The organism is Halopseudomonas sp., from assembly GCF_036960865.1.
Classification (GTDB): domain Bacteria; phylum Pseudomonadota; class Gammaproteobacteria; order Pseudomonadales; family Pseudomonadaceae; genus Halopseudomonas.
On sequence record NZ_JBALWE010000007.1, the window covers coordinates 163,779 to 187,935 of the forward strand.

General features: G+C 58.9%; 24 protein-coding genes and 2 tRNA genes. 8 read left to right on the forward strand and 18 right to left on the reverse strand.

Going from position 1 to position 24,157, the window contains the following annotated elements; genetic code table 11:
• Position 1: 1 nt before the first annotated feature.
• From pheT to uvrB, 8 genes are all read right to left on the reverse strand, one after another.
• Positions 2 to 2,383, reverse strand: a complete 2,382-nt coding sequence (gene pheT, locus V7747_RS11725; RefSeq protein ID WP_335616212.1) for a phenylalanine--tRNA ligase subunit beta — start codon at positions 2,381 to 2,383, stop codon at positions 2 to 4.
• Between the two features lie 39 nt (positions 2,384 to 2,422).
• On the reverse strand, positions 2,423 to 3,427 hold the full coding sequence (gene pheS, locus V7747_RS11730) for a phenylalanine--tRNA ligase subunit alpha (protein WP_335616213.1): 1,005 nt from the start codon (positions 3,425 to 3,427) through the stop codon (positions 2,423 to 2,425).
• Between the two features lie 105 nt (positions 3,428 to 3,532).
• Positions 3,533 to 3,889 (reverse strand): 50S ribosomal protein L20, encoded by a 357-nt coding sequence (rplT, locus tag V7747_RS11735; RefSeq protein WP_335616214.1) that lies wholly within the window; start codon positions 3,887 to 3,889, stop codon positions 3,533 to 3,535.
• 22 nt (positions 3,890 to 3,911) lie between these two features.
• Positions 3,912 to 4,106, reverse strand: a complete 195-nt coding sequence (gene rpmI, locus V7747_RS11740) for a 50S ribosomal protein L35 (protein ID WP_092283775.1) — start codon at positions 4,104 to 4,106, stop codon at positions 3,912 to 3,914.
• A gap of 61 nt (positions 4,107 to 4,167) precedes the next feature.
• On the reverse strand, positions 4,168 to 4,719 hold the full coding sequence (infC, locus tag V7747_RS11745) for a translation initiation factor IF-3 (protein WP_335616308.1): 552 nt from the start codon (positions 4,717 to 4,719) through the stop codon (positions 4,168 to 4,170).
• Positions 4,716 to 6,641, reverse strand: a complete 1,926-nt coding sequence (thrS, locus tag V7747_RS11750) for a threonine--tRNA ligase (RefSeq protein WP_335616215.1) — start codon at positions 6,639 to 6,641, stop codon at positions 4,716 to 4,718. Before thrS ends, infC begins: the two co-directional genes overlap by 4 nt.
• A gap of 179 nt (positions 6,642 to 6,820) precedes the next feature.
• A tRNA-Val gene (locus V7747_RS11755) sits at positions 6,821 to 6,897 on the reverse strand.
• Between the two features lie 132 nt (positions 6,898 to 7,029).
• The gene (uvrB, locus tag V7747_RS11760; RefSeq protein WP_335616216.1) at positions 7,030 to 9,048 is read right to left on the reverse strand and encodes an excinuclease ABC subunit UvrB; all 2,019 of its coding nucleotides are present in this window, start codon (positions 9,046 to 9,048) and stop codon (positions 7,030 to 7,032) included.
• 206 nt (positions 9,049 to 9,254) lie between these two features.
• Here uvrB and V7747_RS11765 point away from each other — a divergent pair, with 206 nt between their 5' ends.
• A complete protein-coding gene (locus V7747_RS11765; RefSeq protein ID WP_335616217.1) occupies positions 9,255 to 10,457 on the forward strand; it encodes an amino acid aminotransferase in 1,203 nt (400 codons plus the stop codon).
• Between the two features lie 78 nt (positions 10,458 to 10,535).
• Positions 10,536 to 10,611 (forward strand) — tRNA-Asn (locus V7747_RS11770).
• A 44-nt stretch (positions 10,612 to 10,655) separates the two neighbouring features.
• Here V7747_RS11770 and V7747_RS11775 read toward each other — a convergent pair.
• The 8 genes from V7747_RS11775 to rutR form a co-directional block, all read right to left on the reverse strand.
• Complete coding sequence (locus tag V7747_RS11775) at positions 10,656 to 11,447, reverse strand: SDR family NAD(P)-dependent oxidoreductase (protein WP_335616218.1); 792 nt, start codon at positions 11,445 to 11,447, stop codon at positions 10,656 to 10,658.
• Between the two features lie 52 nt (positions 11,448 to 11,499).
• Positions 11,500 to 12,429, reverse strand: coding sequence for an ABC transporter permease (locus V7747_RS11780; RefSeq protein ID WP_335616219.1), 930 nt, complete (start codon positions 12,427 to 12,429; stop codon positions 11,500 to 11,502).
• Positions 12,429 to 13,523 carry an ABC transporter permease gene (locus V7747_RS11785; protein WP_335616220.1) on the reverse strand — a complete coding sequence of 365 codons (1,095 nt, stop codon included), beginning with the start codon at positions 13,521 to 13,523 and terminating at the stop codon, positions 12,429 to 12,431. The genes V7747_RS11780 and V7747_RS11785 overlap by 1 nt, the downstream gene beginning before the upstream one ends.
• Positions 13,516 to 15,036, reverse strand: a complete 1,521-nt coding sequence (locus V7747_RS11790) for an ABC transporter ATP-binding protein (RefSeq protein ID WP_335616221.1) — start codon at positions 15,034 to 15,036, stop codon at positions 13,516 to 13,518. The genes V7747_RS11785 and V7747_RS11790 overlap by 8 nt, the downstream gene beginning before the upstream one ends.
• Complete coding sequence (locus tag V7747_RS11795) at positions 15,033 to 16,124, reverse strand: BMP family ABC transporter substrate-binding protein (RefSeq protein ID WP_335616222.1); 1,092 nt, start codon at positions 16,122 to 16,124, stop codon at positions 15,033 to 15,035. Before V7747_RS11795 ends, V7747_RS11790 begins: the two co-directional genes overlap by 4 nt.
• A gap of 42 nt (positions 16,125 to 16,166) precedes the next feature.
• Positions 16,167 to 16,553: a VOC family protein gene (locus V7747_RS11800; protein ID WP_335616223.1), complete on the reverse strand. Its 387-nt coding sequence runs from the start codon at positions 16,551 to 16,553 to the stop codon at positions 16,167 to 16,169.
• Between the two features lies 1 nt (position 16,554).
• Entirely contained in the window at positions 16,555 to 17,562 is a 1,008-nt protein-coding gene (locus V7747_RS11805) for an isopenicillin N synthase family dioxygenase (RefSeq protein ID WP_335616224.1), read from the reverse strand.
• Between the two features lie 266 nt (positions 17,563 to 17,828).
• Entirely contained in the window at positions 17,829 to 18,524 is a 696-nt protein-coding gene (gene rutR / locus V7747_RS11810) for an HTH-type transcriptional regulator RutR (RefSeq protein ID WP_335616225.1), read from the reverse strand.
• 280 nt (positions 18,525 to 18,804) lie between these two features.
• Here rutR and rutA point away from each other — a divergent pair, with 280 nt between their 5' ends.
• From rutA to rutF, 6 genes are all read left to right on the forward strand, one after another.
• Positions 18,805 to 19,893, forward strand: a complete 1,089-nt coding sequence (gene rutA / locus V7747_RS11815; RefSeq protein ID WP_335616226.1) for a pyrimidine utilization protein A — start codon at positions 18,805 to 18,807, stop codon at positions 19,891 to 19,893.
• Between the two features lie 71 nt (positions 19,894 to 19,964).
• Positions 19,965 to 20,660, forward strand: coding sequence for a pyrimidine utilization protein B (gene rutB, locus V7747_RS11820; RefSeq protein ID WP_335616309.1), 696 nt, complete (start codon positions 19,965 to 19,967; stop codon positions 20,658 to 20,660).
• A complete protein-coding gene (rutC, locus tag V7747_RS11825; RefSeq protein ID WP_228247615.1) occupies positions 20,657 to 21,040 on the forward strand; it encodes a pyrimidine utilization protein C in 384 nt (127 codons plus the stop codon). Before rutB ends, rutC begins: the two co-directional genes overlap by 4 nt.
• A 15-nt stretch (positions 21,041 to 21,055) precedes the next feature.
• Positions 21,056 to 21,853 carry a pyrimidine utilization protein D gene (rutD, locus tag V7747_RS11830; protein ID WP_335616227.1) on the forward strand — a complete coding sequence of 266 codons (798 nt, stop codon included), beginning with the start codon at positions 21,056 to 21,058 and terminating at the stop codon, positions 21,851 to 21,853.
• A gap of 11 nt (positions 21,854 to 21,864) precedes the next feature.
• On the forward strand, positions 21,865 to 22,455 hold the full coding sequence (locus V7747_RS11835) for a malonic semialdehyde reductase (RefSeq protein ID WP_335616228.1): 591 nt from the start codon (positions 21,865 to 21,867) through the stop codon (positions 22,453 to 22,455).
• A gap of 11 nt (positions 22,456 to 22,466) precedes the next feature.
• Positions 22,467 to 22,988 carry an NADH-dependent FMN reductase RutF gene (gene rutF / locus V7747_RS11840; RefSeq protein ID WP_335616229.1) on the forward strand — a complete coding sequence of 174 codons (522 nt, stop codon included), beginning with the start codon at positions 22,467 to 22,469 and terminating at the stop codon, positions 22,986 to 22,988.
• A gap of 76 nt (positions 22,989 to 23,064) precedes the next feature.
• On the opposite strand, the gene V7747_RS11845 is transcribed toward rutF, so the two are convergent.
• Positions 23,065 to 23,667, reverse strand: coding sequence for an FMN-dependent NADH-azoreductase (locus V7747_RS11845; RefSeq protein WP_335616230.1), 603 nt, complete (start codon positions 23,665 to 23,667; stop codon positions 23,065 to 23,067).
• A gap of 104 nt (positions 23,668 to 23,771) precedes the next feature.
• Complete coding sequence (locus tag V7747_RS11850; RefSeq protein WP_335616231.1) at positions 23,772 to 24,095, reverse strand: 3-phosphoglycerate kinase; 324 nt, start codon at positions 24,093 to 24,095, stop codon at positions 23,772 to 23,774.
• Positions 24,096 to 24,157 lie beyond the last annotated feature (62 nt).

Below are 24,157 nucleotides of genomic sequence, written 5' to 3' on the forward strand. Positions count from 1 at the left end.
GCTATTTCCTTAGTGTGGCGTTGAACCCTTGCTCCAAGGACTTCAGCACTCTGTCCATGACAGCATTCACCTCTTCATCCGTAAGAGTGCGCGAGGAATTCTGCAAGGTCAAGCCGATAGCCATACTTTTTCTAAGCGGATCAATACCTTTGCCTTCATAAACGTCAAACAACCTGAGGTTTTTGAGGTGCTCGCCTGCTTCGCGGCGAATGCATGAGAGCAAATCTTCCGCCAGAACGGTGCGATCCACTACCAATGCGATATCCCGTCTGACTTCAGGATAGCGGGACAATTCGCTGAAGCGCGGCAGTTTGCCCTGGCAAATTTTCGCCAATGCCAACTCGAACACAAAAACCGGACCGTTTATGTCCAGGTCGGCAACCAGCTGCGGGTGTAGCGCGCCAAGCAGGCCTACTTGCTGGCCGTCACGCAGAATGCTCGCGCTCTGCCCGGGATGCAGGGCGGAATGCTCTGCCGGTACAAAGGTGAACGCCTCGCCCGCACCGCCGTTGTTCAGAATGGCTTCTACGTCAGCTTTGACGTCGAAGAAATCAAGCTTATCCGCACCGTTGGCCCAGCCTTCCGGCAGGCGCGTAGCGCAAGCGATGCCCGAGAGCATGCGCTCCTGCAGCAGTTCGCCATCGGCTTGCGGTACAAAACGCAGACCACTTTCAAACAGACGCACGCGGCCCTGCTGACGGTTCTGGTTGTACTGCAGCGCCTTGCTCAAGCCGGGCCACAACGAGGTACGCATAACAGCCATATCGGTCGAGATGGGGTTGGCCAACGCCAGGGGCTCGATCTCTGGATCAAACTGTTTGCTCAAACCAGGCTCGATGAAGCTGTAAGTAATAGCTTCATGGTAACCACGCGCAACCAGCAGGCGACGCAGCATGGGCAGCTCGCCCTGCGTTTCCGGCTTCGCGCTCAGCGTCAATGCAGCATTTGGTGCACTGACCGGCAAACGGTTATAGCCATACAGGCGAGCCAGCTCTTCGATCAGGTCGACTTCAATGCTGATGTCGAAGCGATGGCTGGGTACGTCAACTTGCCACTGACCTTCGCCCTGCTTGGTGACGGTGAGCCCCAACCCGGTCAGATAGCCGACCACATCAGCTTCGCTCATCTGCATGCCGAGCATCTGGTTGATGCGCTCGCTGCGCAGAATGATCTGCTTCAGCGTGGGCAACTCGCCCTGCTCTGCCGCTTCAATTACCGGACCTGGCTCGCCACCAACGATCTCAAGGATCAGCGCAGTCGCGCGCTCCATGGCTTCGCTCTGCAGCTGCCAATCGACGCCGCGCTCGAAGCGATGCGATGAATCGGTGTGCAGACTGTAGCCACGCGCCTTGCCGGCGATGGCGATGGTGTCGAAGAAGGCGCTTTCCAGGAACAGATCCTGGGTGCTGGTGCTCACACCGCTGTGCTCACCGCCCATGATGCCGGCCATGGCCAGAGGGCGCTCGTGGTCGGCGATCACCAGGGTGTCGGCGCGCAGGGTGATTTCCTGGCCATCCAGCAGCACCAGCTTCTCGCCTTCTTCTGCCAAGCGTACGCGAATGCCGCCCTTTATTTCAGCAAGGTCGAAGGCGTGCAGCGGCTGACCCAGCTCGAGCATGACGTAGTTGGTGATATCGACAACGGCGTCGATACTGCGAATATCACTGCGGCGCAGACGCTCGACCATCCACAGCGGCGTGGCGCGCGACAGATCAACATTGCGAATCACGCGACCCAGATAACGCGGGCAGGCCTGCGGGGCCAGCAGCTCTACGGGCCGCACCTCGTCATGCACGGCAGCAACCGGATCCACCTGCACGCGCGTAACCACTGCACCGTAATTGGCGCCGACTTCACGGGCCAGACCGGCAATGGAGAGGCAGTCGCCACGGTTGGGGGTCAAGTCAACTTCGATGATGGCGTCGTCCAGGCCCAGGTATTCACGCACATCCTGACCTGTAGGCGCATCTGCCGGGAGCTCATAGAGACCATCGTGGTCTTCGGAGAGTTTCAGTTCGGCTGCGGAACACAGCATGCCGAAGGACTCTACACCGCGCAGCTTGGCCTTCTTGATTTTGAAGTCCTCACCCAGCTCGGCGCCCACCATGGCGAACGGGATCTTGATCCCCGGGCGCGCGTTGGGCGCGCCACAGACGACCTGGAACTGTTCGCTGCCGTTGCTGACCTGGCAGACGCGCAGCTTATCGGCATCAGGGTGCTGCTCGGCACTGACGATTTCGCCCACGACCACACCGCTGAACACGCCAGCGGCCGGAGTAACGCTATCTACTTCGAGTCCGGTCATGGACAGGCGCGCTACCAGCTCGTCACGGGAGACGGCGGGATTCACCCAGGTGCGCAGCCACTGTTCACTGAATTTCATTATGGATTCCTGCTATCAAAAGGGTTGCGGGTGCGGCGCTCAGCGAAACTGCTCAAGAAAACGCAGATCGTTGTCGAAGAAAATGCGCAAGTCGCCCACGCCGTAGCGCAGCATGGTCAGGCGCTCGACGCCCATACCAAACGCAAACCCCTGGTATTTTTCCGGATCAATGCCGGACATGCGCAGCACATCCGGGTGAACCATGCCGCAGCCGAGCACTTCCAGCCAATCGGCCTTCTCTTCACCGTTCTTGACCACGGTACGACGGATATCCACCTCAGCGGAGGGCTCGGTAAAGGGGAAGAACGAGGGACGGAAGCGCACTTCCAGGTCAGCCTCGAAGAACTCGCGCAGAAACTGCTCGATAGTCCCCTTCAGGTCGGCAAAGCTCACACCTTCGTCGATCAGCAGGCCTTCGACCTGATGGAACATCGGCGAGTGGGTCTGATCCGAATCACAGCGGTATACCCGGCCCGGACAAATGATCCGGATCGGCGGCTGCGAGCTTTCCATGGTACGCACCTGAACTGGAGAGGTGTGGGTGCGCAGCAGAGTGTTGGCATTGAAATAGAAGGTGTCATGCATTGCCCGCGCCGGGTGATGGCCGGGAATGTTGAGGGCTTCAAAGTTATGGTAATCGTCCTCTACCTCAGGACCTTCCTCGACGGTATAACCGACGTGGGCAAAAATCTGTTCGATGCGTTCCATGGTGCGCGTGACCGGATGCAGGCCACCGCTCACCTGGCCGCGGCCTGGCAGGGTGACGTCTACCCGCTCGGCTGCCAGTTTGGCATTCAGCGCGGCGGATTCCATCTCGCTCTTGCGGCTGTTCAGCACGCTGGAGACACGCTCCTTGGCCTCATTGACCATGGCGCCGACTTTGGGCCGCTCTTCTGCCGGGATGTTGCCCAGGGTCTTCATCACCTGAGTCAGCTCGCCCTTCTTGCCTAGATACTGCACGCGGATCTGCTCCAGCGCATTGACATCAGCTGCCTGCTCGATAGCGTCAAGGGCTTGGGAGACCAGGGCGTCAAGGTTTTCCATTTACAAACTCCAGAAACAAAAATAGGGGAAGAGCGTTGAGGCTCTTCCCCTATCATTGACGTTGCCATCCGCGCCTTACGGCGCGGTGATTGTCGTAACGAGGGCTTAAGCCAGGCTAGCCTTTGCTTTTTCGACAATCGCGGTAAACGCCGCTTTTTCGTTCACAGCCAGATCAGCCAGAACCTTGCGATCGATCTCGATGGACGACTTTTTCAGGCCGGCAATCAGACGGCTGTAAGACATGCCGTTCTGACGAGCGCCAGCGTTGATACGAGCAATCCACAGCGCGCGGAACTGACGCTTGCGCTGCTTGCGGTCACGATACGCATACTGACCAGCTTTGATAACGGCCTGTTTGGCAACGCGGAATACGCGTGAACGCGCACCGTAGTAGCCTTTAGCCAGTTTGAGAACTTTCTTGTGACGCTTACGCGCCGTTACACCACGCTTAACACGAGCCATTCTTTAATCCTCGACCTTAGACTTAACGGAGACGCAACATGCGTTCAACTTTTTGAACATCGGCAGCGTTGAGCTGCTGAGTGCCACGCAGTTGACGCTTACGCTTGGTGCTCATCTTGGTCAGGATGTGGCTCTTGAAAGCATGCTTGTGCTTAATGCCGTTCCCGGTTTTCTTGAAGCGCTTGGCTGCTGCGCTTTTGGTCTTCATCTTTGCCATGTTCAGTTACTCCACAGTGAAGTGCATCAGATAATCGCAAGGCCTGGCGTTGCCCTGGAGATTACTTTTTCTTTTTGGGGGCGAGGACCATCATCAGCTGACGACCTTCCATCTTCGGATGCTGTTCGACAGTGCCGTATTCGGCGAGGTCGGCTTCGACCCGCTTCAACAACTCCATCCCCAGCTCCTGATGAGCCATCTCGCGGCCACGGAATCGCAAGGATACCTTGGCCTTGTCCCCGTCAGACAGGAAACGAATAAGGTTGCGAAGCTTGACCTTATAGTCCCCTTCTTCCGTCCCTGGACGAAACTTGATTTCTTTGATTTGAATCTGTTTTTGATTCTTGCGTGCAGCGGCCTGCTGTTTCTTCTTTTCGAAGATGTGCTTGCCGTAGTCCATCACGCGACATACGGGCGGCTCTGCATCAGGGGAGATTTCAACCAGGTCGAGCTTGGCCTCCTCAGCGTTAGCCAATGCTTCCTGAATGGACACGATACCGATTTGTTCACCATCGGCGCCAATCAGGCGCACTTCGCGCGCCGTGATGTTCTCGTTGATCGGCGGGCGCTGTGCGGCTCTTTTGTCTTGTCTCATCTCGCGTTTAATCGTTATAACTCCGAATTCGGGCGGCCTCTTAGTGATACAGAGCGGGACAGGAATTCAGAAAACTCGGTTACAGTCATTGAACCCAGATCTTTACCCTCCCGCGTACGCACGGCCACTGTGTGCGATTCAACTTCTCTATCGCCGATTACCAGCAGATAGGGGGTCTTGTGCAAAGTATGCTCGCGGATTTTAAAGCCGATCTTCTCGTTTCTCAAGTCCGCAACGGCGCGATAACCCAATTCATTCAGGGTTTTCTCAACATTTGCACAATATTCCGCCTGATTATCGGTAATATTCAGGATGGCAGCCTGTGTCGGTGCCAACCAAGCCGGGAAGTCGCCGGCGTAGTGTTCGATCAGAATTCCGATGAATCGTTCAAACGAACCCAGAATTGCGCGGTGCAGCATGACCGGTGTTTTACGCGCGCCATCTTCAGCTACGTATTGCGCGCCCAGACGGCCCGGCAGCATGAAATCGAGCTGCAAGGTGCCGCACTGCCAGACCCGACCAATGCAGTCACGCAGCGAAAATTCGATCTTGGGGCCGTAGAACGCGCCCTCGCCAGGCTGCAAGTCCCACTTCAGACCGGCTTCATTCAGCGCCGCTTCGAGCCCCTGCTCGGCCTGGTCCCAGAGCGCATCGTCACCAACGCGACTTTCCGGACGAGTGGACAGCTTCAGCTCAACGTCATCAAAACCAAAGTCCTTATATACCTGCAAGGTCAGCGCGATGAACTCGGCAGCTTCTTTCTTTACCTGCTCGTCGGTACAGAAGATGTGCGCGTCGTCTTGGGTAAAGCCACGCACGCGCATCAGGCCGTGCAGCGAGCCGGACGGCTCATTGCGGTGGCAGGAGCCAAACTCGGCCAAGCGCAGCGGCAGTTCGCGGTAGCTCTTCAGGCCCTGATTGAACACCTGGATGTGACAGGGGCAGTTCATCGGCTTGATGGCGTAGTCGCGGCTTTCCGACTCGGTAGTGAACATCGCAGCTGAGTAATGCTCCCAGTGGCCGGAGCGCTCCCAGAGTACCCGATCGACGACCTGCGGGGTCTTGATCTCTTTATAGCCGGCGTCACGCTGAATCTGGCGCATGTACTGCTCAAGCACCTGATAAATGGACCAGCCATTGGGATGCCAGAACACCATGCCAGGCGCTTCTTCCTGGGTATGGAACAGATCGAGGCGCTTGCCGATCTTGCGATGATCGCGCTTCTCTGCCTCTTCCATACGCTGAATATAGGCAGCCAGCTGTTTCTTGTCGGCCCAGGCAGTACCGTAGATACGCTGCAGCTGCTCGTTCTTGGCATCGCCGCGCCAGTAGGCGCCGGAAATGCGAGTCAGCTTGAAGGCTTTCAGGAAGCGGGTATTGGGCACGTGCGGACCGCGGCACATGTCGACGTATTCTTCGTGGTAGTACAGGCCCATGGCTTTTTCGTCGGGCATGTCTTCCACCAGACGCAGCTTGTATTCCTCGCCACGCTCGGCGAACACCTTGATCACCTCGTCACGCGGCGTCATCTTCTTGATGACGTCGTAATCGGTGGCGATCAGCTCACGCATGCGTGCCTCGATGGCCGCCATGTCCTCCGGCGTAAAGGGACGCTCGTAGGAGATGTCGTAGTAGAAGCCTTCGTCAATAACCGGGCCGATCACCATCTTGGCGGTGGGGTACAGCTGTTTGACGGCGTGACCAATCAGATGCGCACAGGAGTGGCGGATGATTTCCAGCCCTTCTTCATCCTTGGCGGTGATGATCTGCAGCGAAGCGTCCTGCTCGATAAGGTCGCTGGCGTCAACCAGACGGCCGTCCACCTTGCCGGCAATGGTGGCTTTCGCCAGGCCAGCGCCAATCGATTGGGCTACATCTGCAACGGAAACGGAATGATCGAAGGAACGCTGACTGCCGTCAGGGAGAGTAATAGTAGGCATGGTGCCACTCCTGCTCAGTGGTGACCCCTACGCAAGGCCACATGATGGAAATGCCGCCCGGACTGCCCGCCACAGTTCATACCGACTCACGATCGCCGGCAGCCCTCGTCAGGCTACTGCAGAAGCGCCCCGAACAGCGCATAAATAAAAAACCCGGTCACAGGGACCGGGTTCAAATTTGGTAGGCACAATTGGATTCGAACCAACGACCCCCACCATGTCAAGGTGGTGCTCTAACCAACTGAGCTATGTGCCTGCAATGGCCGCGAACTTTACGCAGCCTGTAAAACCTTGTCAAGCATAAGTGACTGAAAAATACGATTAAACCCGATTCTGTTCAATAAACAGGCAACCCTTTCCAGCACCTGCTTATTTCTCGCCCACCTGGTTAACCAAGCTTGACCAGTTGATCACGCAACTGCTGTATCTCGTCACGCAGCTGCCCGGCCGATTCAAACTCAAGATCCCGAGCATACTGATACATTTTCTCCTCCAGCTGCTTGATCCGCTTGCCGATCTCAGCCGGCGTACGCAACTCGCTTGCCTTGTAGTCGGCAGCGTCTTCTGCCGCTTTCTGCTTCTTGCGCTTGTTCGAACGGCTCCCGGGCACCACAGCGCCTTCGAGAATATCTGCGACGCTCTTGGTTACCCCCTTCGGCGTAATGCCATGCTCCAGGTTGAAGGCAATCTGCTTCTCGCGGCGGCGCTCGGTTTCACCGATGGCGCGCTCCATCGAGCCGGTAATGCGGTCGGCATAGAGAATGGCCTTACCATTGAGGTTACGCGCCGCCCGGCCGATGGTCTGGATCAGCGAGCGCTCGGAGCGCAGGAAGCCTTCCTTGTCGGCATCCAGAATGGCGACGAGAGAAACCTCAGGCATATCAAGGCCTTCTCGTAATAAGTTAATGCCGACTAGCACATCAAAAACACCTATCCGCAGATCCCTGATGATCTCCACCCGCTCGACGGTATCAATATCGGAGTGCAGGTAACGCACCCGCACACCGTGATCGCCGAGGTAATCGGTCAGGTCTTCGGCCATGCGCTTGGTCAGTGTGGTGACCAACACACGCTCGCCCTGCTCCACCCGCAAGCTAATTTCCGACAACAGATCATCCACCTGAGTGGTGGCCGGACGCACTTCGATCTCGGGATCGACCAGACCGGTCGGCCGCACCACTTGCTCGACCACACGGCCGGCATGCTCTGCCTCGTAGGGACCGGGTGTAGCGGAAACGAAAATGGCCTGCGGTGAAACCGCCTCCCACTCGTCAAACCGCATCGGACGATTATCCAGCGCAGACGGCAGCCGGAAGCCGTAGTTGACCAGCGTCTCCTTGCGTGAGCGGTCCCCCTTGTACATTGCGCCTACCTGCGGCACCGAAACGTGAGACTCATCGATGATCAGCAGCGCGTTCTGCGGCAGATAATCAAACAGGGTGGGCGGCGCCTCGCCTGGCGTTCTGCCGGACAGATAGCGCGAGTAGTTTTCGATGCCGTTGCAGTAGCCCAACTCCATGATCATTTCCAGATCAAAGCGGGTGCGCTGCTCCAGGCGCTGAAGCTCGACCAGTTTATTCTCAGCCTTGAGCACTTCCAGGCGCTCGCCCAGCTCGACCTTGATCTTCTCTACGGCCTCAAGCAGAGTCTCACGCGGCGTCACATAATGGCTTTTAGGATAAATAGTTACGCGCGGAACCTTGCGTAAAACCTCACCCGTAAGCGGATCAAAGAAGCTGATGGTTTCGACGGTATCGTCGAACAGCTCGATACGAATAGCCTCCAGATCGGATTCTGCGGGAAACACATCGATAACATCACCACGCACGCGATAATTGGCGCGCGCCAGCTCCATGTCGTTGCGGGTGTACTGCAGCTCGGCCAGGCGACGCAATAGGGTGCGTTGATCCAGATGATCGCCGCGATCCACGTGCAAGACCATGCGCAGGTACGATTTGGGATCACCCAAGCCATAGATGGCCGAAACAGTCGCAACGATGATCGCATCCGGCCGTTCCAGCAATGCCTTGGTCGCCGACAGCCGCATTTGCTCGATATGGTCGTTGATCGAGGCGTCCTTCTCTATATAGGTATCCGAGGACGGCACATAGGCTTCTGGCTGGTAGTAATCGTAATACGAGACGAAATACTCGACCGAGTTGTGCGGAAAGAACTCGCGAAACTCACCGTACAGCTGGGCGGCCAAGGTCTTGTTGGGCGCCATGATGATGGCCGGGCGCTGCACCTGCTGAATCACGTTGGCAATGGTAAAGGTCTTGCCCGAGCCGGTTACCCCAAGGAGGGTCTGGTGCGACAGGCCGGCCTCGAGCCCCTCGACCAGTTGCTTGATGGCCACCGGTTGATCACCGGCCGGCTCAAAGCGGGTTTGCAGATTGAATTCAGTCATCGACGGACGTACTCCGTGGTTCTGCGGCAAAAGATCATGATAACGCAGATGGTGACTGCTTGGGCTGTGCTGGCGTCCATCCAGCTATTGCCCAATCGCGCGGCCGGGAAACCCGATTGGAGTTCTGCAGTCACTTCTCTATAATGAACGGCCGCTACGGCATAGCCCGACACCTTCCATTCACCTGTATCGAGTTTGCCCATATCATGAGTGTGTTTTCCCCGGTTGAATTGGCCCCGCGTGACCCTATCCTCGGTTTGAACGAAGCCTTTGGCGCTGACACCCGTGCCAACAAGGTCAATCTTGGTGTTGGGGTTTACTGCAACGAGGAAGGCAAGGTGCCGCTGCTGCGCGCCGTGCAAGAAGCCGAAGAAGCCCGTGTGGCGGAGCACGCTGCCCGTGCCTATTTGCCAATCGACGGTTTGGCGCCCTACGACCTGGCCGTCCAGAAGCTGCTCTTTGGTGCCGACTCCGCGCTGCTCAAATCCGGCCGACTGATTACCGCGCAAGCCCTAGGGGGCACCGGCGCCCTTAAGCTGGGCGCAGACTTTCTCTACCGTCAGGCCGAGAAGCGCCTGGTCGCCATCAGCAACCCCAGCTGGGAAAACCATCGCTCGCTGTTTGAAGCCGCCGGTTACGAAGTCGTCGACTACCCCTACTACGATCCAGCCACCAATGGCCTGAACCTGGAAGGCATGTTGGCCGGCCTCGAAGCCCTGCCGGAAGGCGCGGTTGTGGTCCTGCACGCTTGCTGCCATAACCCGACTGGCGTGGATCTGGGCCTGGCCGACTGGGCCAAGGTGATTGACGTGGTCTCCCGTCGCAAGCACGTGCCCTTCCTTGATATCGCCTATCAGGGCTTTGGCGAGAACCTGGAAGACGACGCCTTTGCCGTGCGGCTGTTTGCCGAGTCCGGCCTGCCCTTCCTGATTGCCAGCTCCTTCTCCAAGTCCTTCTCGCTCTACGGCGAGCGGGTTGGCGCACTGACCATGGTCACCGCCAATCAGGGTGAGACCGCGCCGGTGCTGTCGCAGCTCAAACGCGTGATTCGCACCAACTACTCAAACCCACCGACCCACGGCGCCAAGGTGGTTGCTGCAGTACTCAACTCACCGGAGCTGTATCAGCTGTGGGAAGAAGAGCTGGCTGAAATGCGCGACCGCATCCGTGACATGCGCAGCGCGCTGGTCGAGAAGCTGCAGGCCGCTGGCGTGCAAACCGATGTTGACTTCATCCAGCGTCAACGTGGCATGTTCTCCTACTCCGGTTTGACCAAGGAGCAAGTAGCGCGTCTGGCCGATGAGTTTGGCATCTACGCAGTGAGCAGCGGACGCATCTGTGTCGCCGCCCTGAACACCAGCAATATTGACGCCGTTGCCAATGCCATGGCCGCCGTGATGAAGGACTGAGCAATCGGGTAGTAGCACTTAAACTGGTTTCAAGACGTTGACTTTAATCATTATTTTGATAAAGTGCGCAGCGTCCGATCCGCGATAGCTCAGTTGGTAGAGCAAATGACTGTTAATCATTGGGTCCCAGGTTCGAGTCCTGGTCGCGGAGCCAAATTGAAAAACCCCGGTTGATCCGGGGTTTTTTATTGCCTGTTTTCAGGCTGGCTCGGGCTTCTTCTCCGCACTCAGCGCCTCACGGTGAATGGCATACGGCCCCCAGGCCTGGCGCACCGGCACCACCTCCAATCGATTGATGTTCATATGCGCAGGCAAGGCGGCGATATAGGCAACTTGCTCGGCCACGTCCTCTGCCGTCAGCGGGACGGTATCGCGGTAGACCGCATCGGCTGCCGTCTCGTTACCCGCGTTGCGCACCAGGCTGAACTCGGTTTCCGCAATGCCGGGCGACAAGTCGGTTACACGCACGCCGGTGCCCTGCAGGTCACACCGCAGGTTGAACGAAAACTGCTGTACAAAGGCCTTGCTCGCACCGTACACGTGGCTGCCGGGGTACGGATTGCCTGAGGCCGTCGAGCCGATATTGATGACGCTGGCACCCGCGCCCCAGGCAATCAGGCGCGGCAGCACCGCGTGGGTGACGTTGACCAGCCCGGTGATGTTGGTATCAATCATGGTATGCCAGTCACTCAGCTCGACCGCCTGCGCCGGCCCCGGGGCGAGAGCCAGACCGGCGTTGTTGACCAGCAGTTGAATATCGCCAAAACCCACCGGCAGCTCATCAATAGCCCGTTTCACGGCTGCGGCGTCACGCACGTCCATCTGCAATGCCAGAACCGACGTACTGGGTGACAACTCGGCTGCCAGCGCGTCAAGTCGCGCCTGGCGCCGACCGCAGATAATCAGCGCCCAACCGTCCGCCGCCAGGCGGCGCGCGCTGGCCGCGCCAAAGCCGGAGGTTGCCCCGGTAATCAAAGCTACACCTTGCATGCCAATATCCTGTTTCAAGTCGTTATGAAGTGTGCCGAGCAGATACGCCGCGTCAGCGGCGCTCCTCGCGAATGAAGGGCTCGCCCAAGGCACCCGGCTGACTGCTGTTGTCACGGCTGACGATGGCCACCCAGATCATCACCCCCAGGGTGACCGCGTAGGGCGTCATGAACACGAAGTACTGCGGCAGACGAATGCCGGATGCCGCCATCTGAGGAATCAGCGCCTCGATGCAACCGAATAGCAAAGCGCCAGCGAGCGCCTTCCAGGGCGCCCAGCGCGCGAAAATCACCAGCGCCACGGCTATCCAGCCACGCCCGCCGACCATGTCGGCAATCCACATCTTGGTACTGAGCACCGAGATATAGGCGCCCGCCAGCCCAATCAGCGCCGAACCGGCGGCAATAGCCGCGCAGCGATAAGCCAGTACCGGAATGCCCGCAGCGTCGGCGGCCTGGGGGTTTTCACCCACAGCGCGCAAGCGCAAGCCGGTCACGCTGCGATTGAGCACCAGCATCACCAGCAGGAAGATGACCGGCGTGAGGTACACCACCGGGTTCTGGATAAACAGCTTGCCCACTACCGGCAGTTCCGACAGCGGCCACAGGGAAACCGACTGCAATCCGCTCACCGGTTTGTTGGTCCAGTTCATCAGGGTACCCAGCAAACCCGTGAGACCCTGGCAGAAGAACACCAGCGCCAGACCGGCAATTACCTGATTGATGCGCATCACCAGCACCATGAGTGCGAACAACTGCGAGACGGCTGCGGCGGCAATCATGGCGATGACCAAGGCCCAGACCGTCGCGCCACCGGTCATCAGCGAGGCACCAATACCTGTCAGCGCGCCCACCAGCATCAGGCCCTCGGCGCCCAACGCCAGTACGCCACTGCGCTCAATGACGATCAAGCCCAGCGCAGCCAGTGCGAAGGGCACGGCAAAGTCTGGGATATTGCCGATCCAGCTTGCGATCATATTCATCAGCCCTGCCCCCCCTGAATACGGCGAATACGGTGGCGAATAAAGAACTCCGATGACGCCACGCAGATCACCAGAATTGCCTGGATCAGCTGAACCATCGAGAAGGGAATCTGATAAAACACCTGCAAACTGCGCCCTGCGACAAAGAGCGTAGCGACCAGCATCGCCACCACAGTCGCGGCAATGGGCTGATTACGTGCCAGAAAGGCAATCAGAATCCCGGAGAAACCGTACCCGGCGTAAAACGAGTGGGTCAGGCGGCCTTCCTGCCCGGCGGTGACCATAAAACCGGCCAGCCCGGCCAGCGCACCCGACAACAACACCGTGCCCAGAATCACCCGGCTGACCGGCACGCCAACGGCCCGCGCGACACCCGGGCTGTTGTCGACAAAGCGCAAGTACAAACCGGCACGTGATACCCCGGTGAACCAGAGCACAAAGAGCGCGACCAGCATGGCGATCACCACCGCCAGGCTGAGACCGTCGAAGAGTTCCGGCAGTCGCTCGAAAACCCGGTACTGCGGCGAATAGGGAAAGGAGTCACGCGGGTCTTTCCAGCTGCCGTACACCAGGTGCAGCAGAAAATTAAGCGCTATGTAGTTGAGCATCAGTGTCGAGATGATCTCGTTGACCTTGAGATGCAGCTTCAGCAGCGCCGGGGCCAGCGCCCACAAAAGGCCACACACCAGCGCGCAGGCCATCATCAGCGGCAGCCGTAGCGCCGGTGGCCCGATCTCGAACAGCGAGATAGCGGTCGCGCCAATGGCACCCCAGATCATCTGGCCTTCCAGGCCCAGATTCCAGAAACGTGCGCGAAACGCCAGGCAACCCGCCAGCCCCACCATGATCAGGGGCGCAGCCTGGAACAGCACCGCGCGCAGACTCTGGTTATCGAACAGCGTGAGAATGACAAACTCGTTGAGCAGCTCGCCCGCCGGCACACCCGCGGCGACCAGAATGGCAGCGGAAATCAGCAGCCCGACTATCAGGGCCAGCGCAATGACCAGCGCTTGCCAATACCAGGCCATCTGCTGGCGTACCTCCAGCGTGTAGCGCCGCGCCAGCAAGGGTTGAAAATCAGTTGCATCAAACATGGTTCACCATGGCCTGCCCTATTGCCTGACGGTCTGCCGGTTGCGCAAACTCGCCGATGATTCGTCCCGCCGACATCACGCCTATGCGGTCTGCAAGCGCCATCACTTCGTCCAGGTCCTCGCTGATCAGCAGTACCGCCGCATCCGCGTCGCGCGCCCTACGCAAACGCTCGTGTACTGCCAGGGTGGCGCGTACATCCAGACCACGGCTGGGGCTGTGCACTATCACCAGTTGCGGTTGGCGGTTGAACTCACGGGCAATCACCAGCTTCTGCGCGTTGCCGCCCGAGAGCAGTGCGGCCTTTTGCTGCAGTGAGCGCACGCCCTGAACATCAAACTCGCTGACCGCCGCCGCGGTATCGGCCTCGATTCGACCGCGGCGCAAGTACCAGAACGGCCCATAGCGGCCGCTGTGGATTTCGCCCATGGCGAAGTTGTCACTGATCGACAGCGGTGCAGCCAGCGCGGCGCTGTAGCGGTCCGCCGGAATACAGGCGATGCCCAGTTCGCGTCGGCGCGCTGGGCTTAGGCTGTTCAGCTCGCCCTCGCCCACGAGCGCCATACTGCCGCTGACTGGCTCCGGCAGCCCCATAAGCGCGTTGGCCAACTCGCTCTGGCCGTTACCACCAACGCCGGCGATACCATAGATCTCACCGGCGCGCAGGCTGAGATTCACGCCGCGCAGTACCGGGTTATTGGGATCGGTCGAGTGCAACTCGCGGACCTTGAGACGCACCTCTCCGGGCGCGCGGCTGGCTGGAATCTGCGGTGGCGTTGGCGCATCACCTACCGTCAGCTTGACCAACTCGCCGACCGAGACCGACTGTGGCTTGAGGCTGGCGACGGTGCGCCCGCTACGCATGACAGTGACTTGGTCGGCGTAGCGCATCACATCGTTCATCTTGTGCGTCACCAGGATGACGGCAGCGCCCTCCTGCTGAGCAAAATGCTTGACCGTGGTCAGCAGGTTTTCTGCTTCCGCATCGGTCAGTACTGCGGTGGGTTCATCGAGAATCAGGATGCGGGCCCCGGCCAACAGCACCTTGAGAATTTCAACGCGCTGCTGCTCGGCGACCGACAACTGATCAACCCGGGCAAAGGGATCAATACTGAAGCCCAGCTTGGCCGCCATGGCTTTGATGTCCTCGGCGGTCTGCTGCAAACGTTTGCGGTAACCGAGGGCCTGATCAGTGCGCAGGCCCAAGAGTATGTTTTCCGCAACGCTGAATGGCTTAACCAGCTTGAAGTGCTGATGCACCATCCCAATGCCCTGATTAGCAGCATCCAGCGGCCCCTTGAGGCGCACCAGATTATCGTCAATCAACAGCGACCCGGTCTCAGGTGCGTACAGCCCAGCAGCAATATTCATCAATGACGACTTGCCTGCGCCGTTCTCACCCAGCAAGGCGTGCACCTCACCCCAGCAGGCGGTAAATGACGCCTCTGAGAGAGCCTTGAAACCGTCAAACGACTTGCTGACGGCATCCAATTGAATCGCTTTGGTATGACTCATTGCTGGGTAATCACTCCCTTCACGAACCAGTCCATTGACCACAGCTGACCGTCGTCCAGGCTCTCGCCCTCAGCAGCCTTGACGTTGCCGTCACGGTCAGAGATAGGGCCGGCGTAAATAAGCTTTTCACCGTTAAGCAGCTCTTCGCGTGCCGCCATGATCTTGGCCTTGTCTTCTTCGCTTACGGCCTTGCCGCAGCAAGCCACGTCAGTACCGCCCTGCTCCATCGACAGCAGCGCGCCGTTCTCGGCTGGTTTCCAGTTACCGGCCATGACCTTCTTCAGCTCAGGCGCCAGGAAGCGATCCCAGACCCAGACGGAGGAGCACACGGTGGCCTCGGGGGCGAATTCGCTCATGTCACGGTGGTGGCCGGTGCCGTAAACACCGCGCTCCTGAGCGACGATCTGCGGGGTTGGGCTGTCAACGTGCTGACCGATAACGTCGGCGCCCTGGTCGATCAGCGCAGTTGCCGCTGCGCGCTCCTTGACCGGATCGTTCCAGGCGCCGGTGTAGATCACGGTCACGGTGGCATCCGGGTTGATTTGCTGTGCACCCATGGCGAAGGCGTTAACCGTCCAGTTAACCTGACCAAAGGGGTTGGCCGCGACAAAGCCCAGTTTGCCGGTGGGTGACGCTGCACCTGCTGCCATACCGCACAGGTACTGGCTTTCGTAGGTACGCCCGTAGAAAGATTCCAGGTTGTGCGAGTTGGTGGTGCCGGAGCCATTCAGAAAGGCTACATCGGGGTACTTGTCAGCCAATTCCTTGAAGGTATCGGAGTAACCGAACGCGGTACCGATAATGATGTTGGAGCCACGCTGAATCAGGCGCTCAACCGTAGGTTTGATGGCCGAGGCGGTTTCCGGCACGCTTTCCACGTACTGGATTTTCTGATCAATGTCGTCTTCCAGACGCATACGCGCTTCATCAAAGGCCTGGGTCCAGCCGCCGTCGTTGCGCGGGCTGATATAGAGCATGGCGATCTTCGCCGGGCCCTTGAGAGTGAAACCTTCATCCGCTGCCGAAGCAGTGTTCATCAGGCCGCACGCGGCCAGAGCACATAACGTGCCCGTAAGCAGTTTTTTCATTGCCAAAGTCCTTCTTGCGGTGGGTCTTGAGGTTTAAGCGCGTTACAGCATGTGATTGATCCGGAACACGTTGCCTTCCGGGTCCAACAGAACCGCCTGATACCAGTTGTAATAGGTGGTATAGGGAGGCTTGATCAGGGTGGCGCCGTGCTCGCAGGCAATCGGCACCATGCGATCGACGTCGCCTGGGCTATCGACGTCGATGTTCAACAGAAACTTGCAGCCGCTGGTTTCGGCGTAATCAGCCAGGTGCAGCAAGTCATAGGCATCCGGTGCATTAAAGCCAATGCAGCAGGTGCCGGCGTCCAGACCGACAAAGATGGGCGAGCGGATGGCTTCAACTTCCGGGAAGCCGAATACGCGTTGATAGAAGCCGCTCAGCGCTTCGATGTCGCGGGCAAACACATTGACGTAGAAGAGTTTGCTCATGTCAGGCCACCTTGCTGCCGCCGAAGGTGGTCTGGCGCACAAACTTCGACTGCAGGTGATCACCCGAGCTGACTGGTGCGTAACGAGGCACCTCCCCGGCCGCCAGGCAGCTGGGCAGGCACTCGACCATGACGTCGTAGTTGGGCTGATGGAAAAACACCAGCGACTGGCGCTGCTGATCGCCTTCAACGTCTTCCGGCGGGTTGACCACACGGTGCAGGGTCGAGATCCACTGGTCGTTGGTCCACTGCATCATCAGATCGCCAATGTTGACCACGAAGCTGTCTTCCACATAGGGCACATCGACCCACTCACCCTCACGGTTGCGTACTTGCAGTCCACCCAGGGCACCGTCGGGTTTGACGATGGTCAGGCTGCCATAGTCGGTGTGCGCGCCTGCGCGCAGCTGGCCTTCCTCAATACCTTCCTTCAGGTGCGGATAACGCAGGCTGCGGAACATGCTGATGTGCTTGTCGATCTTGTCATCGAAAAAGTTCTCCGGCAGCTCCAGCGCCAGAGCAAAGATGCGCATCAGGCTGCGTGCCAGATCGCCCATGGCCTCGAAGTATTCGGCATAGGCGGCATCGAAGCCCGGCAATGCGGTTGGCCATACATTCGGCGCAAAATGCGGGCCGGCCATGGCTTCGGAATAATAAGGTTCATCCGGCACGTTCAACGGGCCGATGGAAAACGATTCCTTCAGGTCGCCGGGCGCTGCCTCTTCCATGGAGTAAGAAAGGCTCTCCTCTGCCACTGCACTGTAACCGCGCACCATGTCCGGACGCGGCCTGTTTGCCTTGCGTTTTTCGTCCATGGGCAGATCAAAGAACTGCGTTGTCAGGTGGCTGACCCGTTCTATCAGCTCGGCAGGAATCTGATGTTGGGTAATCACCAGAAAGCCGATGTCCCGGCATGCCTGATTGACTGCTTTGGCCACTGCGGCCTTGCCCTCGGGGCTACCGCTGAAATAGGGACCAAGATCGATGATGGGTACATATTGAAGCGTCATACGATTGCATCCTCCGACTGAGTTCCGGAGTACACATCGCTGCGTCGCCGGACCTGAAGAATCTGCAGGCGGTTGAAATCGCCCACCGTTTCAAACGAGGAAAACAATTGCAGCAACTATGCCAAGATATGCCAGTAACGCTTTTTTCCAATAATTACAGCGGCTTGAATAAAAATGCGAGATTAGATTTGATCAAACGGTCTGATTCAGAGCACCCGGTTTGTGCGGGCAGCCCAAAAAGGGGGCGACGTGGCCGTCGCCCGGACTCAGTTGCGCGGGCAGATACCCTGCAACACCAACATCTTTAGATTCGCCAGGGTTTCGGCAAAGAAGGCAGGGTCGTCCAGGGTACGGCCGGAAACAGCCTCTACCTGAACGCGGAAGTCCGCGTAATGCTGCGTAGTGGCCCAGAGCGAAAAGATCAGATGGTGCGGCTCGACCGGGGCCAGTTTGCCACTTTCAATCCAGGCATTGATTACCGCCACCTTGGACTCGACGATCTCGCGTAGCGAGGTGCGCAGCTCCTCCAGCAACAAGGGGGCGCCCTGAATTACCTCCAGGCAGAACAACCGCGATTCCGCCGGATGGTCACGCGACAGTTCCAGCTTGACCTGCAGGTAGTCGCCAATAGCCTCAACCGGGTCCTGCTCGACGGAAAACGCCTGCAACGGGCGCAACCAGACCTCCATCAACTGCCGCAGCACATTGACATACAACTCTTCCTTGGAGGCAAAGTAATAAAGCAGGTTGGTTTTGGATACATCGGCTTGGCTGGCGACCTGATCCAGGCTGGTGCCGTGCAGGCCGTAGCGCGAAAAAATGTCCAGCGCGGCCTCCATGATGGCGCTGCGCTTGGTTTCCATCAGCCGCTTGCGACGGTTCAGCGTCGCCTCGCTCGGCACCCTGCTGCGCGCCTTGGGCTTCTTCGCCGGCGTGCCTGGACGCTGTATCTGTTTGCTCACGGGTTATCAGCCTCATTCCTTGGTGTGCGCATTCTACCCCCTTGCGCCCTATGCAACTCAAGCCCTGGTTATGCCTCGCCCGCATGCCCCAAATCGGATCGGCCGCGCACAAACCAAGTGCTCTAACTTGGACTAAATGGTCCACCACAAAGCACAATCAAACCACAACCTATTGATAAATATATAAAACCCAATTCTGGCACGCTTGATGCTGTTCTCTCCTCACCACGCGGCCTTCGGTGCCGCAAACGAATTGATAGCAGAACCTGAGGGCACAGCAATGAACGTAGGCATCTTCATCCCCATTGGCAATAACGGCTGGCTGATCTCGAAAAACGCGCCGCAATACATGCCAACCTTTGATCTGAACAAGACCATTGTCCAGCGCGCCGAGCACTATGGTTTCGAGTTTGCGCTGTCGATGATCAAACTGCGCGGCTTTGGTGGTGAAACCGAGTTCTGGGAGCACAACCTGGAATCCTTCACATTGATGGCTGGCCTGGCCGCCGTCACCGACCGCATCCAGCTGTTCGCTACCGCCGCCACACTGACCATTCCACCGGCGATTGTCGCGCGCATGGCCTCCACCATTGACTCCATTTCCCACGGCCGCTTTGGCGTCAACCTGGTAACCGGCTGGCAGAAGCCGGAGTACTCGCAGATGGGTCTGTGGCCGGGCGATGAGTTCTTTGCCAACCGCTACGACTATCTGAGCGAGTATGCCACCGTGTTGCGCGATCTGTGGAACACCGGCACCAGTGATTTCAAGGGCGAGCATTTCCAGATGGAAGATTGCCGCGTGAGCCCCAAACCCCAGGCCGACATGAAGATCATCTGCGCTGGCCAAAGCGAAGCCGGCATGGCCTTCACCGCCAAGTTTGCCGATTACAACTTCTGTTTCGGCAAGGGGGTGAACACCCCGAAAGCCTTCGCCCCCACGGTAGAGCGTCTGGAAAAAGCCACCGCCGAATCCGGCCGTGACGTGACCTCGGTTGCGCTCTTCATGGTCATCGCCGACGAGACCGACGAAGCCGCCCGCGCCCGCTGGGAATCCTACAAGGACGGCGTAGACGAAGAAGCTGTCGCCTGGTTGGGTCAGCAAGGCGCCGCCGACACCAAGTCCAAGGGTGATACCAATATTCGGCAGATGGCCGATCCGACCTCCGCGGTGAACATCAACATGGGCACGCTCGTTGGCTCATTCGAGAACGTCGCCAGGATGCTCGACGAAATTGCCGAAGTGCCCGCCACCAGCGGTGTGATGCTGACCTTCGATGACTTTGTCCAAGGCATCGAGGACTTCGGTCGGAAGATTCAGCCGCTGATGAAGAGCCGCAAACACGTCGTCGATATGCTGGAGAGCGCGTAATGAACAGCCTGAGCACACCGGTTGTGGGATACGCGCCCAACCACGGCGCTGATAGCAACGACAGCAGCAACATGGTCCTGCCAGCACGCCCGGAATCACTGGCGATCAGTACCAATGACACGGCGCTGATCGTGGTCGATATGCAGAACGCCTACTCCACCAAGGGCGGTTACCTTGATCTCGCCGGGTTTGATATCTCCAGCACCGGACCGGTCATCGAGTCCATCGCCAGGGCGATCAAAGCCGCACGCGAAGCAGGCGTGCAAGTGGTGTTCTTCCAGAACGGCTGGGACCCGGAATACGCCGAAGCCGGCGGACCGGGCTCGCCCAACTGGCACAAGTCCAATGCGCTGAAAACCATGCGCAAGAACCCTGAACTCATGGGCACCTTGCTGGCCAAGGGTACCTGGGATTATGACCTGGTCGATCAGCTCAAACCGCAGCCAGGTGATCTTGTGGTGCCCAAGCCCCGCTACAGCGGCTTCTTCAATACCGCCTTCGACAGCCTGCTGCGCAGCCGGGGCATCCGCAATCTGGTGTTCACCGGCATCGCAACCAACGTGTGCGTCGAGTCCACCCTGCGTGATGGCTTCTTCCTCGAATACTTCGGCGTGGTGCTGGCCGATGCCACCCATCAGGCCGGCCCCGAGTATGTGCAGCAGGCCTCGCTGTACAACATCGAAACCTTTTTTGGCTGGGTCAGCACTGTAGATGACTTCTGCAGCACCCTCGCCGCCGCAACCCAAACCCAAGGAGCAACCGCATGAGCAAGCAGACCGTACTCCCCGCCGGCACCGGCAAACCGTTGGCCCCTTACGTCCCGGGCTCCATGGCCGACGGCATTCTCTACGTCTCCGGTACCCTGCCCTTCGACAAGGACAACAACGTGGTCCACGTCGGCGATGCCGCCGCGCAAACCCGTCACGTGCTGGAAACCATCAAGGGTGTGGTCGAAGAAGCCGGCGGCACCATGGATGACGTCACCTTCAACATGATCATGCTGCGCGATTGGAGCGATTACGCGGCAATCAACACCGTCTATGCCGAGTACTTCCCCGGTGAAAAACCGGCGCGTTATTGCATCCAGTGTGGCCTGGTCAAGCCGGACGCGCTGATCGAGATCGCCAGCATCGCGCACGTTGGCTGAACCATGAGCCACGCCATGCACATCGAGATCCATGGCCGGCAGGACGCCGCAGCCCCGACGCTGGTATTCAGCTCAGGGCTCGGCGGCGCCGCGCATTTCTGGGCGCCACAGCTGGCCGCACTGGCCGATGATTTTCGCATCGTACTATACGACCAGCTCGGCACCGGCCGCAGCCCGGCCGCCTTGCCGGCGGACTACAGCATTGCCGCCATGGCCGATGAGCTGCGTGAGCTACTGGCGGCCAACGACATTGGTGACTATCACCTGGTGGGCCACGCCCTGGGGGGTCTGGTTGGTCTGGAACTGGCGTTGCAGGAGGCACCAGGGCTGCGCAGTCTGGCGCTGATGAATGCTTGGGCAGCCGCCAGCCCGCACACCGCGCGCTGTTTCTCGGTGCGCAAGCAATTACTCGCCGGTGCGGGGCCTGCGGCTTATGTCGAGGCGCAAGCGCTGTTTCTGTATCCGCCAGACTGGATTGCCGACAACATCGACCAACTGAACATTGATGACCGCAAGCACGTGGCCGGCTTCCCGCCGACCGACAACCTGCTGCGCCGCATCAACGCCCTGCTGAGCTTTGCGCCGGGCGCCGCCCTGCAGCAGATTCGCCAGCCAACCCTGCTGATCGCCAACAAAGACGACATGCTGGTGCCCTGGCGTTGTTCGCAAGCGCTGCAGCAACTGCTGCCGAGCGCTGAGCTGGCAGTCTTCGACTACGGCGGACATGCCTCCAGCGTGACCTGTGCCGACACCATCAACACCACGCTGAGCGACTTTATCGCCCGCGTAACACACACCTATACCGCCGCCTGAGCGAGGGCCACATGCACCAATCACTCGACCAAAGCGCCCTTGCGCAACTTTTCACCGACGCCCGTAGCCACAACGGCTGGCTCGACAAGGCTGTGCCCGACAGTCTGCTCGAAGAACTTTATGATCTGACCAAAATGGGACCCACATCAGCCAACTGCAGCCCGGCACGTTTTGTCTTCGTGCGCACCAAGCAAGGCAAGGAGCTGCTCAAGCCGTGCCTGTCTTCCGGCAACCTGGAAAAGACCATGGCCGCACCGGTCACCGTCATCGTCGCGTACGACAGCCGTTTCTACGACTCACTGCCCTTTCTCTTCCCGCACGCCGATGCGCGCAGCTGGTTTACCGGCAGCCCCGAGATGATTCACGAGACTGCGTTCCGCAATAGCTCAATGCAGGCGGCCTACTTTATTTTTGCCGCGCGTAGCCTGGGCCTGGATACCGGGCCGATGTCCGGGTTTGACCCGAAGGCGCTGGACGCCGCGTTTTTCAGTGACAGCCACTGGAAATCCAATCTGTTGATCAACCTGGGTTACGGCGACAGCAGCAAGGTGTTTGATCGCCTGCCGCGTCTGCCCTACTCGAAAACCTGCATACTTACCTGAAGGAGTTCACCATGTTGGCCATGAAAACCCCAGAGCCGATGCCCGTGGAAGTCAGCCGTGATGCCTTTCGTAACGCCATGTCCGTGCTGGCAGCCGCGGTCAACGTCGTCACTACCGACGGCCCTGCCGGCCGCGCCGGCTTTACCGCCACCGCCGTGTGCAGCGTGTCTGACGAGCCACCCAGCCTGCTGGTGTGCCTGAACCGCAACGCCTCGGTGTACGAGACCTTCTGCCGCAACGGTCAGCTGTGCGTGAACACCCTGACCGCTGGTCAGCAGGCGCTTTCCAATCTGTTTGGTGGCAAGTCGTCCATGGAGGAGCGCTTTGCCACTGCACAGTGGAGCACCGAATGCACCGGGGCGCCGCTTTTGGATGACGCGCTGATCAACTTCGACTGCCGCATCAGCAATCGCGTCGCCGCCGGCAGTCACGACATTCTCATCTGCGAGGTAGTTGCCGTACGACAGCAGACCAGCGGTGACGGGCTGATCTACTTTCAGCGGGGCTACTGCAATGCGGCGGCGCGCAGCTGACGTCATTGCACATAAAAAAAGCCGGCATACCCAGGGTATGCCGGCTTTTTTGTCTCTAGCTGAGGGCTAGCTGAACTCAGGCCGCGACTTCTGCCATGGCTTGCTCGATTTCTGCTCGGCCCTTTCCGGCTTCCTCCTCACCCATTGCCTGACCTTCAACATGCAGGAAGGTGACGTCCTGGATGCCGATAAAACCCAGTGCAGTGGTGACGTAAGGCTGCTGATGGTCCTGCGGCATACCCTGGTGGCGACCACCACGCGAGGTCACCACATAGACCTTGCGATCGCCTGCCAGCCCGACGGGGCCGGCTTCGGTGTACTTGAAGGTACGGCCGGCGCGCAGCACGTGGTCAAACCAGGCTTTCAGCGTAGAAGTAATGCCGAAGTTGTACATTGCCGAGCCAATCACCACCACATCGCTGGCCAGCAGTTCATCGATCAGTTCGTCCGAGCGCGCGGCCGCGGCGCGATCTTCAGAAGATTGCTCATCGGCCGCTTTCATCCAGCCGTTGAGCAGGCTTTCATCCAGGTGCGGCACCGGGGCTGCTCCGAGATCACGCGTGACCACCTTGGCCTGTGGGTATTGCGACTGCAGCTTAGCCACCAGATTGGCGGTGTACTCACGGGAAAGAGAACCGTTCTGACGCGCGCTGCTTTGAACTACCAGAATCTGTTGCATAAAAAACCTCCATCGAATGCGTTGCGATGGAGGCTATATTAGACCCAAAAAAAAGATATAAAAGCGCAAATATACGCTGATTATGATCTATTAATTTGATAGATTTACTTGGGTTTGCAGTCCAGGGTCACGCGCACACGGGTGATCGCCCGCTCGAAAGCCTGCGTCAGCACCGTGCTCTCTCCGGGCTCCAGAATAGTGCGACGCGGAAAGGGACGCTCAGGACCGCTGACAAAGGTTCCCTCGCATTCTGCGGTGGTGTCGCCGTCATTACTCACGGTTACCGTCGCTACGTTGCTGACGTCGTCCGAGGTGGCAGAAATACTGAGGCCGTCGGCGTGGATTTCAACGTCAATGGGAAACGACGATGCCAGAGCTACAGCGGGCACCATACAGCTCAACAGGAAAAACGGGTGAAAGCGCGACATGCTAAAGCTCCTTGTTATCGAACAGCACACAGCAAGAACGCCTGCGCGACAGATTGTCAGGC

What these genes read in the sequence shown, in the direction of transcription:
- pheT (WP_335616212.1), bottom strand. Translation starts at nt 2,383, where the DNA reads ATGAAATTCAGTGAACAGTGGCTGCGCACCTGGGTGAATCCCGCCGTC.
- pheS (WP_335616213.1), bottom strand. Translation starts at nt 3,427, where the DNA reads ATGGAAAACCTTGACGCCCTGGTCTCCCAAGCCCTTGACGCTATCGAG.
- rplT (WP_335616214.1), bottom strand. Translation starts at nt 3,889, where the DNA reads ATGGCTCGTGTTAAGCGTGGTGTAACGGCGCGTAAGCGTCACAAGAAA.
- rpmI (WP_092283775.1), bottom strand. Translation starts at nt 4,106, where the DNA reads ATGGCAAAGATGAAGACCAAAAGCGCAGCAGCCAAGCGCTTCAAGAAA.
- thrS (WP_335616215.1), bottom strand. Translation starts at nt 6,641, where the DNA reads ATGCCTACTATTACTCTCCCTGACGGCAGTCAGCGTTCCTTCGATCAT.
- uvrB (WP_335616216.1), bottom strand. Translation starts at nt 9,048, where the DNA reads ATGACTGAATTCAATCTGCAAACCCGCTTTGAGCCGGCCGGTGATCAA.
- V7747_RS11765 (WP_335616217.1), top strand. Translation starts at nt 9,255, where the DNA reads ATGAGTGTGTTTTCCCCGGTTGAATTGGCCCCGCGTGACCCTATCCTC.
- V7747_RS11775 (WP_335616218.1), bottom strand. Translation starts at nt 11,447, where the DNA reads ATGCAAGGTGTAGCTTTGATTACCGGGGCAACCTCCGGCTTTGGCGCG.
- V7747_RS11780 (WP_335616219.1), bottom strand. Translation starts at nt 12,429, where the DNA reads ATGAATATGATCGCAAGCTGGATCGGCAATATCCCAGACTTTGCCGTG.
- V7747_RS11785 (WP_335616220.1), bottom strand. Translation starts at nt 13,523, where the DNA reads ATGTTTGATGCAACTGATTTTCAACCCTTGCTGGCGCGGCGCTACACG.
- V7747_RS11790 (WP_335616221.1), bottom strand. Translation starts at nt 15,036, where the DNA reads ATGAGTCATACCAAAGCGATTCAATTGGATGCCGTCAGCAAGTCGTTT.
- V7747_RS11795 (WP_335616222.1), bottom strand. Translation starts at nt 16,124, where the DNA reads ATGAAAAAACTGCTTACGGGCACGTTATGTGCTCTGGCCGCGTGCGGC.
- V7747_RS11800 (WP_335616223.1), bottom strand. Translation starts at nt 16,553, where the DNA reads ATGAGCAAACTCTTCTACGTCAATGTGTTTGCCCGCGACATCGAAGCG.
- V7747_RS11805 (WP_335616224.1), bottom strand. Translation starts at nt 17,562, where the DNA reads ATGACGCTTCAATATGTACCCATCATCGATCTTGGTCCCTATTTCAGC.
- rutA (WP_335616226.1), top strand. Translation starts at nt 18,805, where the DNA reads ATGAACGTAGGCATCTTCATCCCCATTGGCAATAACGGCTGGCTGATC.
- rutB (WP_335616309.1), top strand. Translation starts at nt 19,965, where the DNA reads ATGGTCCTGCCAGCACGCCCGGAATCACTGGCGATCAGTACCAATGAC.
- rutC (WP_228247615.1), top strand. Translation starts at nt 20,657, where the DNA reads ATGAGCAAGCAGACCGTACTCCCCGCCGGCACCGGCAAACCGTTGGCC.
- rutD (WP_335616227.1), top strand. Translation starts at nt 21,056, where the DNA reads ATGCACATCGAGATCCATGGCCGGCAGGACGCCGCAGCCCCGACGCTG.
- V7747_RS11835 (WP_335616228.1), top strand. Translation starts at nt 21,865, where the DNA reads ATGCACCAATCACTCGACCAAAGCGCCCTTGCGCAACTTTTCACCGAC.
- rutF (WP_335616229.1), top strand. Translation starts at nt 22,467, where the DNA reads ATGTTGGCCATGAAAACCCCAGAGCCGATGCCCGTGGAAGTCAGCCGT.
- V7747_RS11845 (WP_335616230.1), bottom strand. Translation starts at nt 23,667, where the DNA reads ATGCAACAGATTCTGGTAGTTCAAAGCAGCGCGCGTCAGAACGGTTCT.
- V7747_RS11850 (WP_335616231.1), bottom strand. Translation starts at nt 24,095, where the DNA reads ATGTCGCGCTTTCACCCGTTTTTCCTGTTGAGCTGTATGGTGCCCGCT.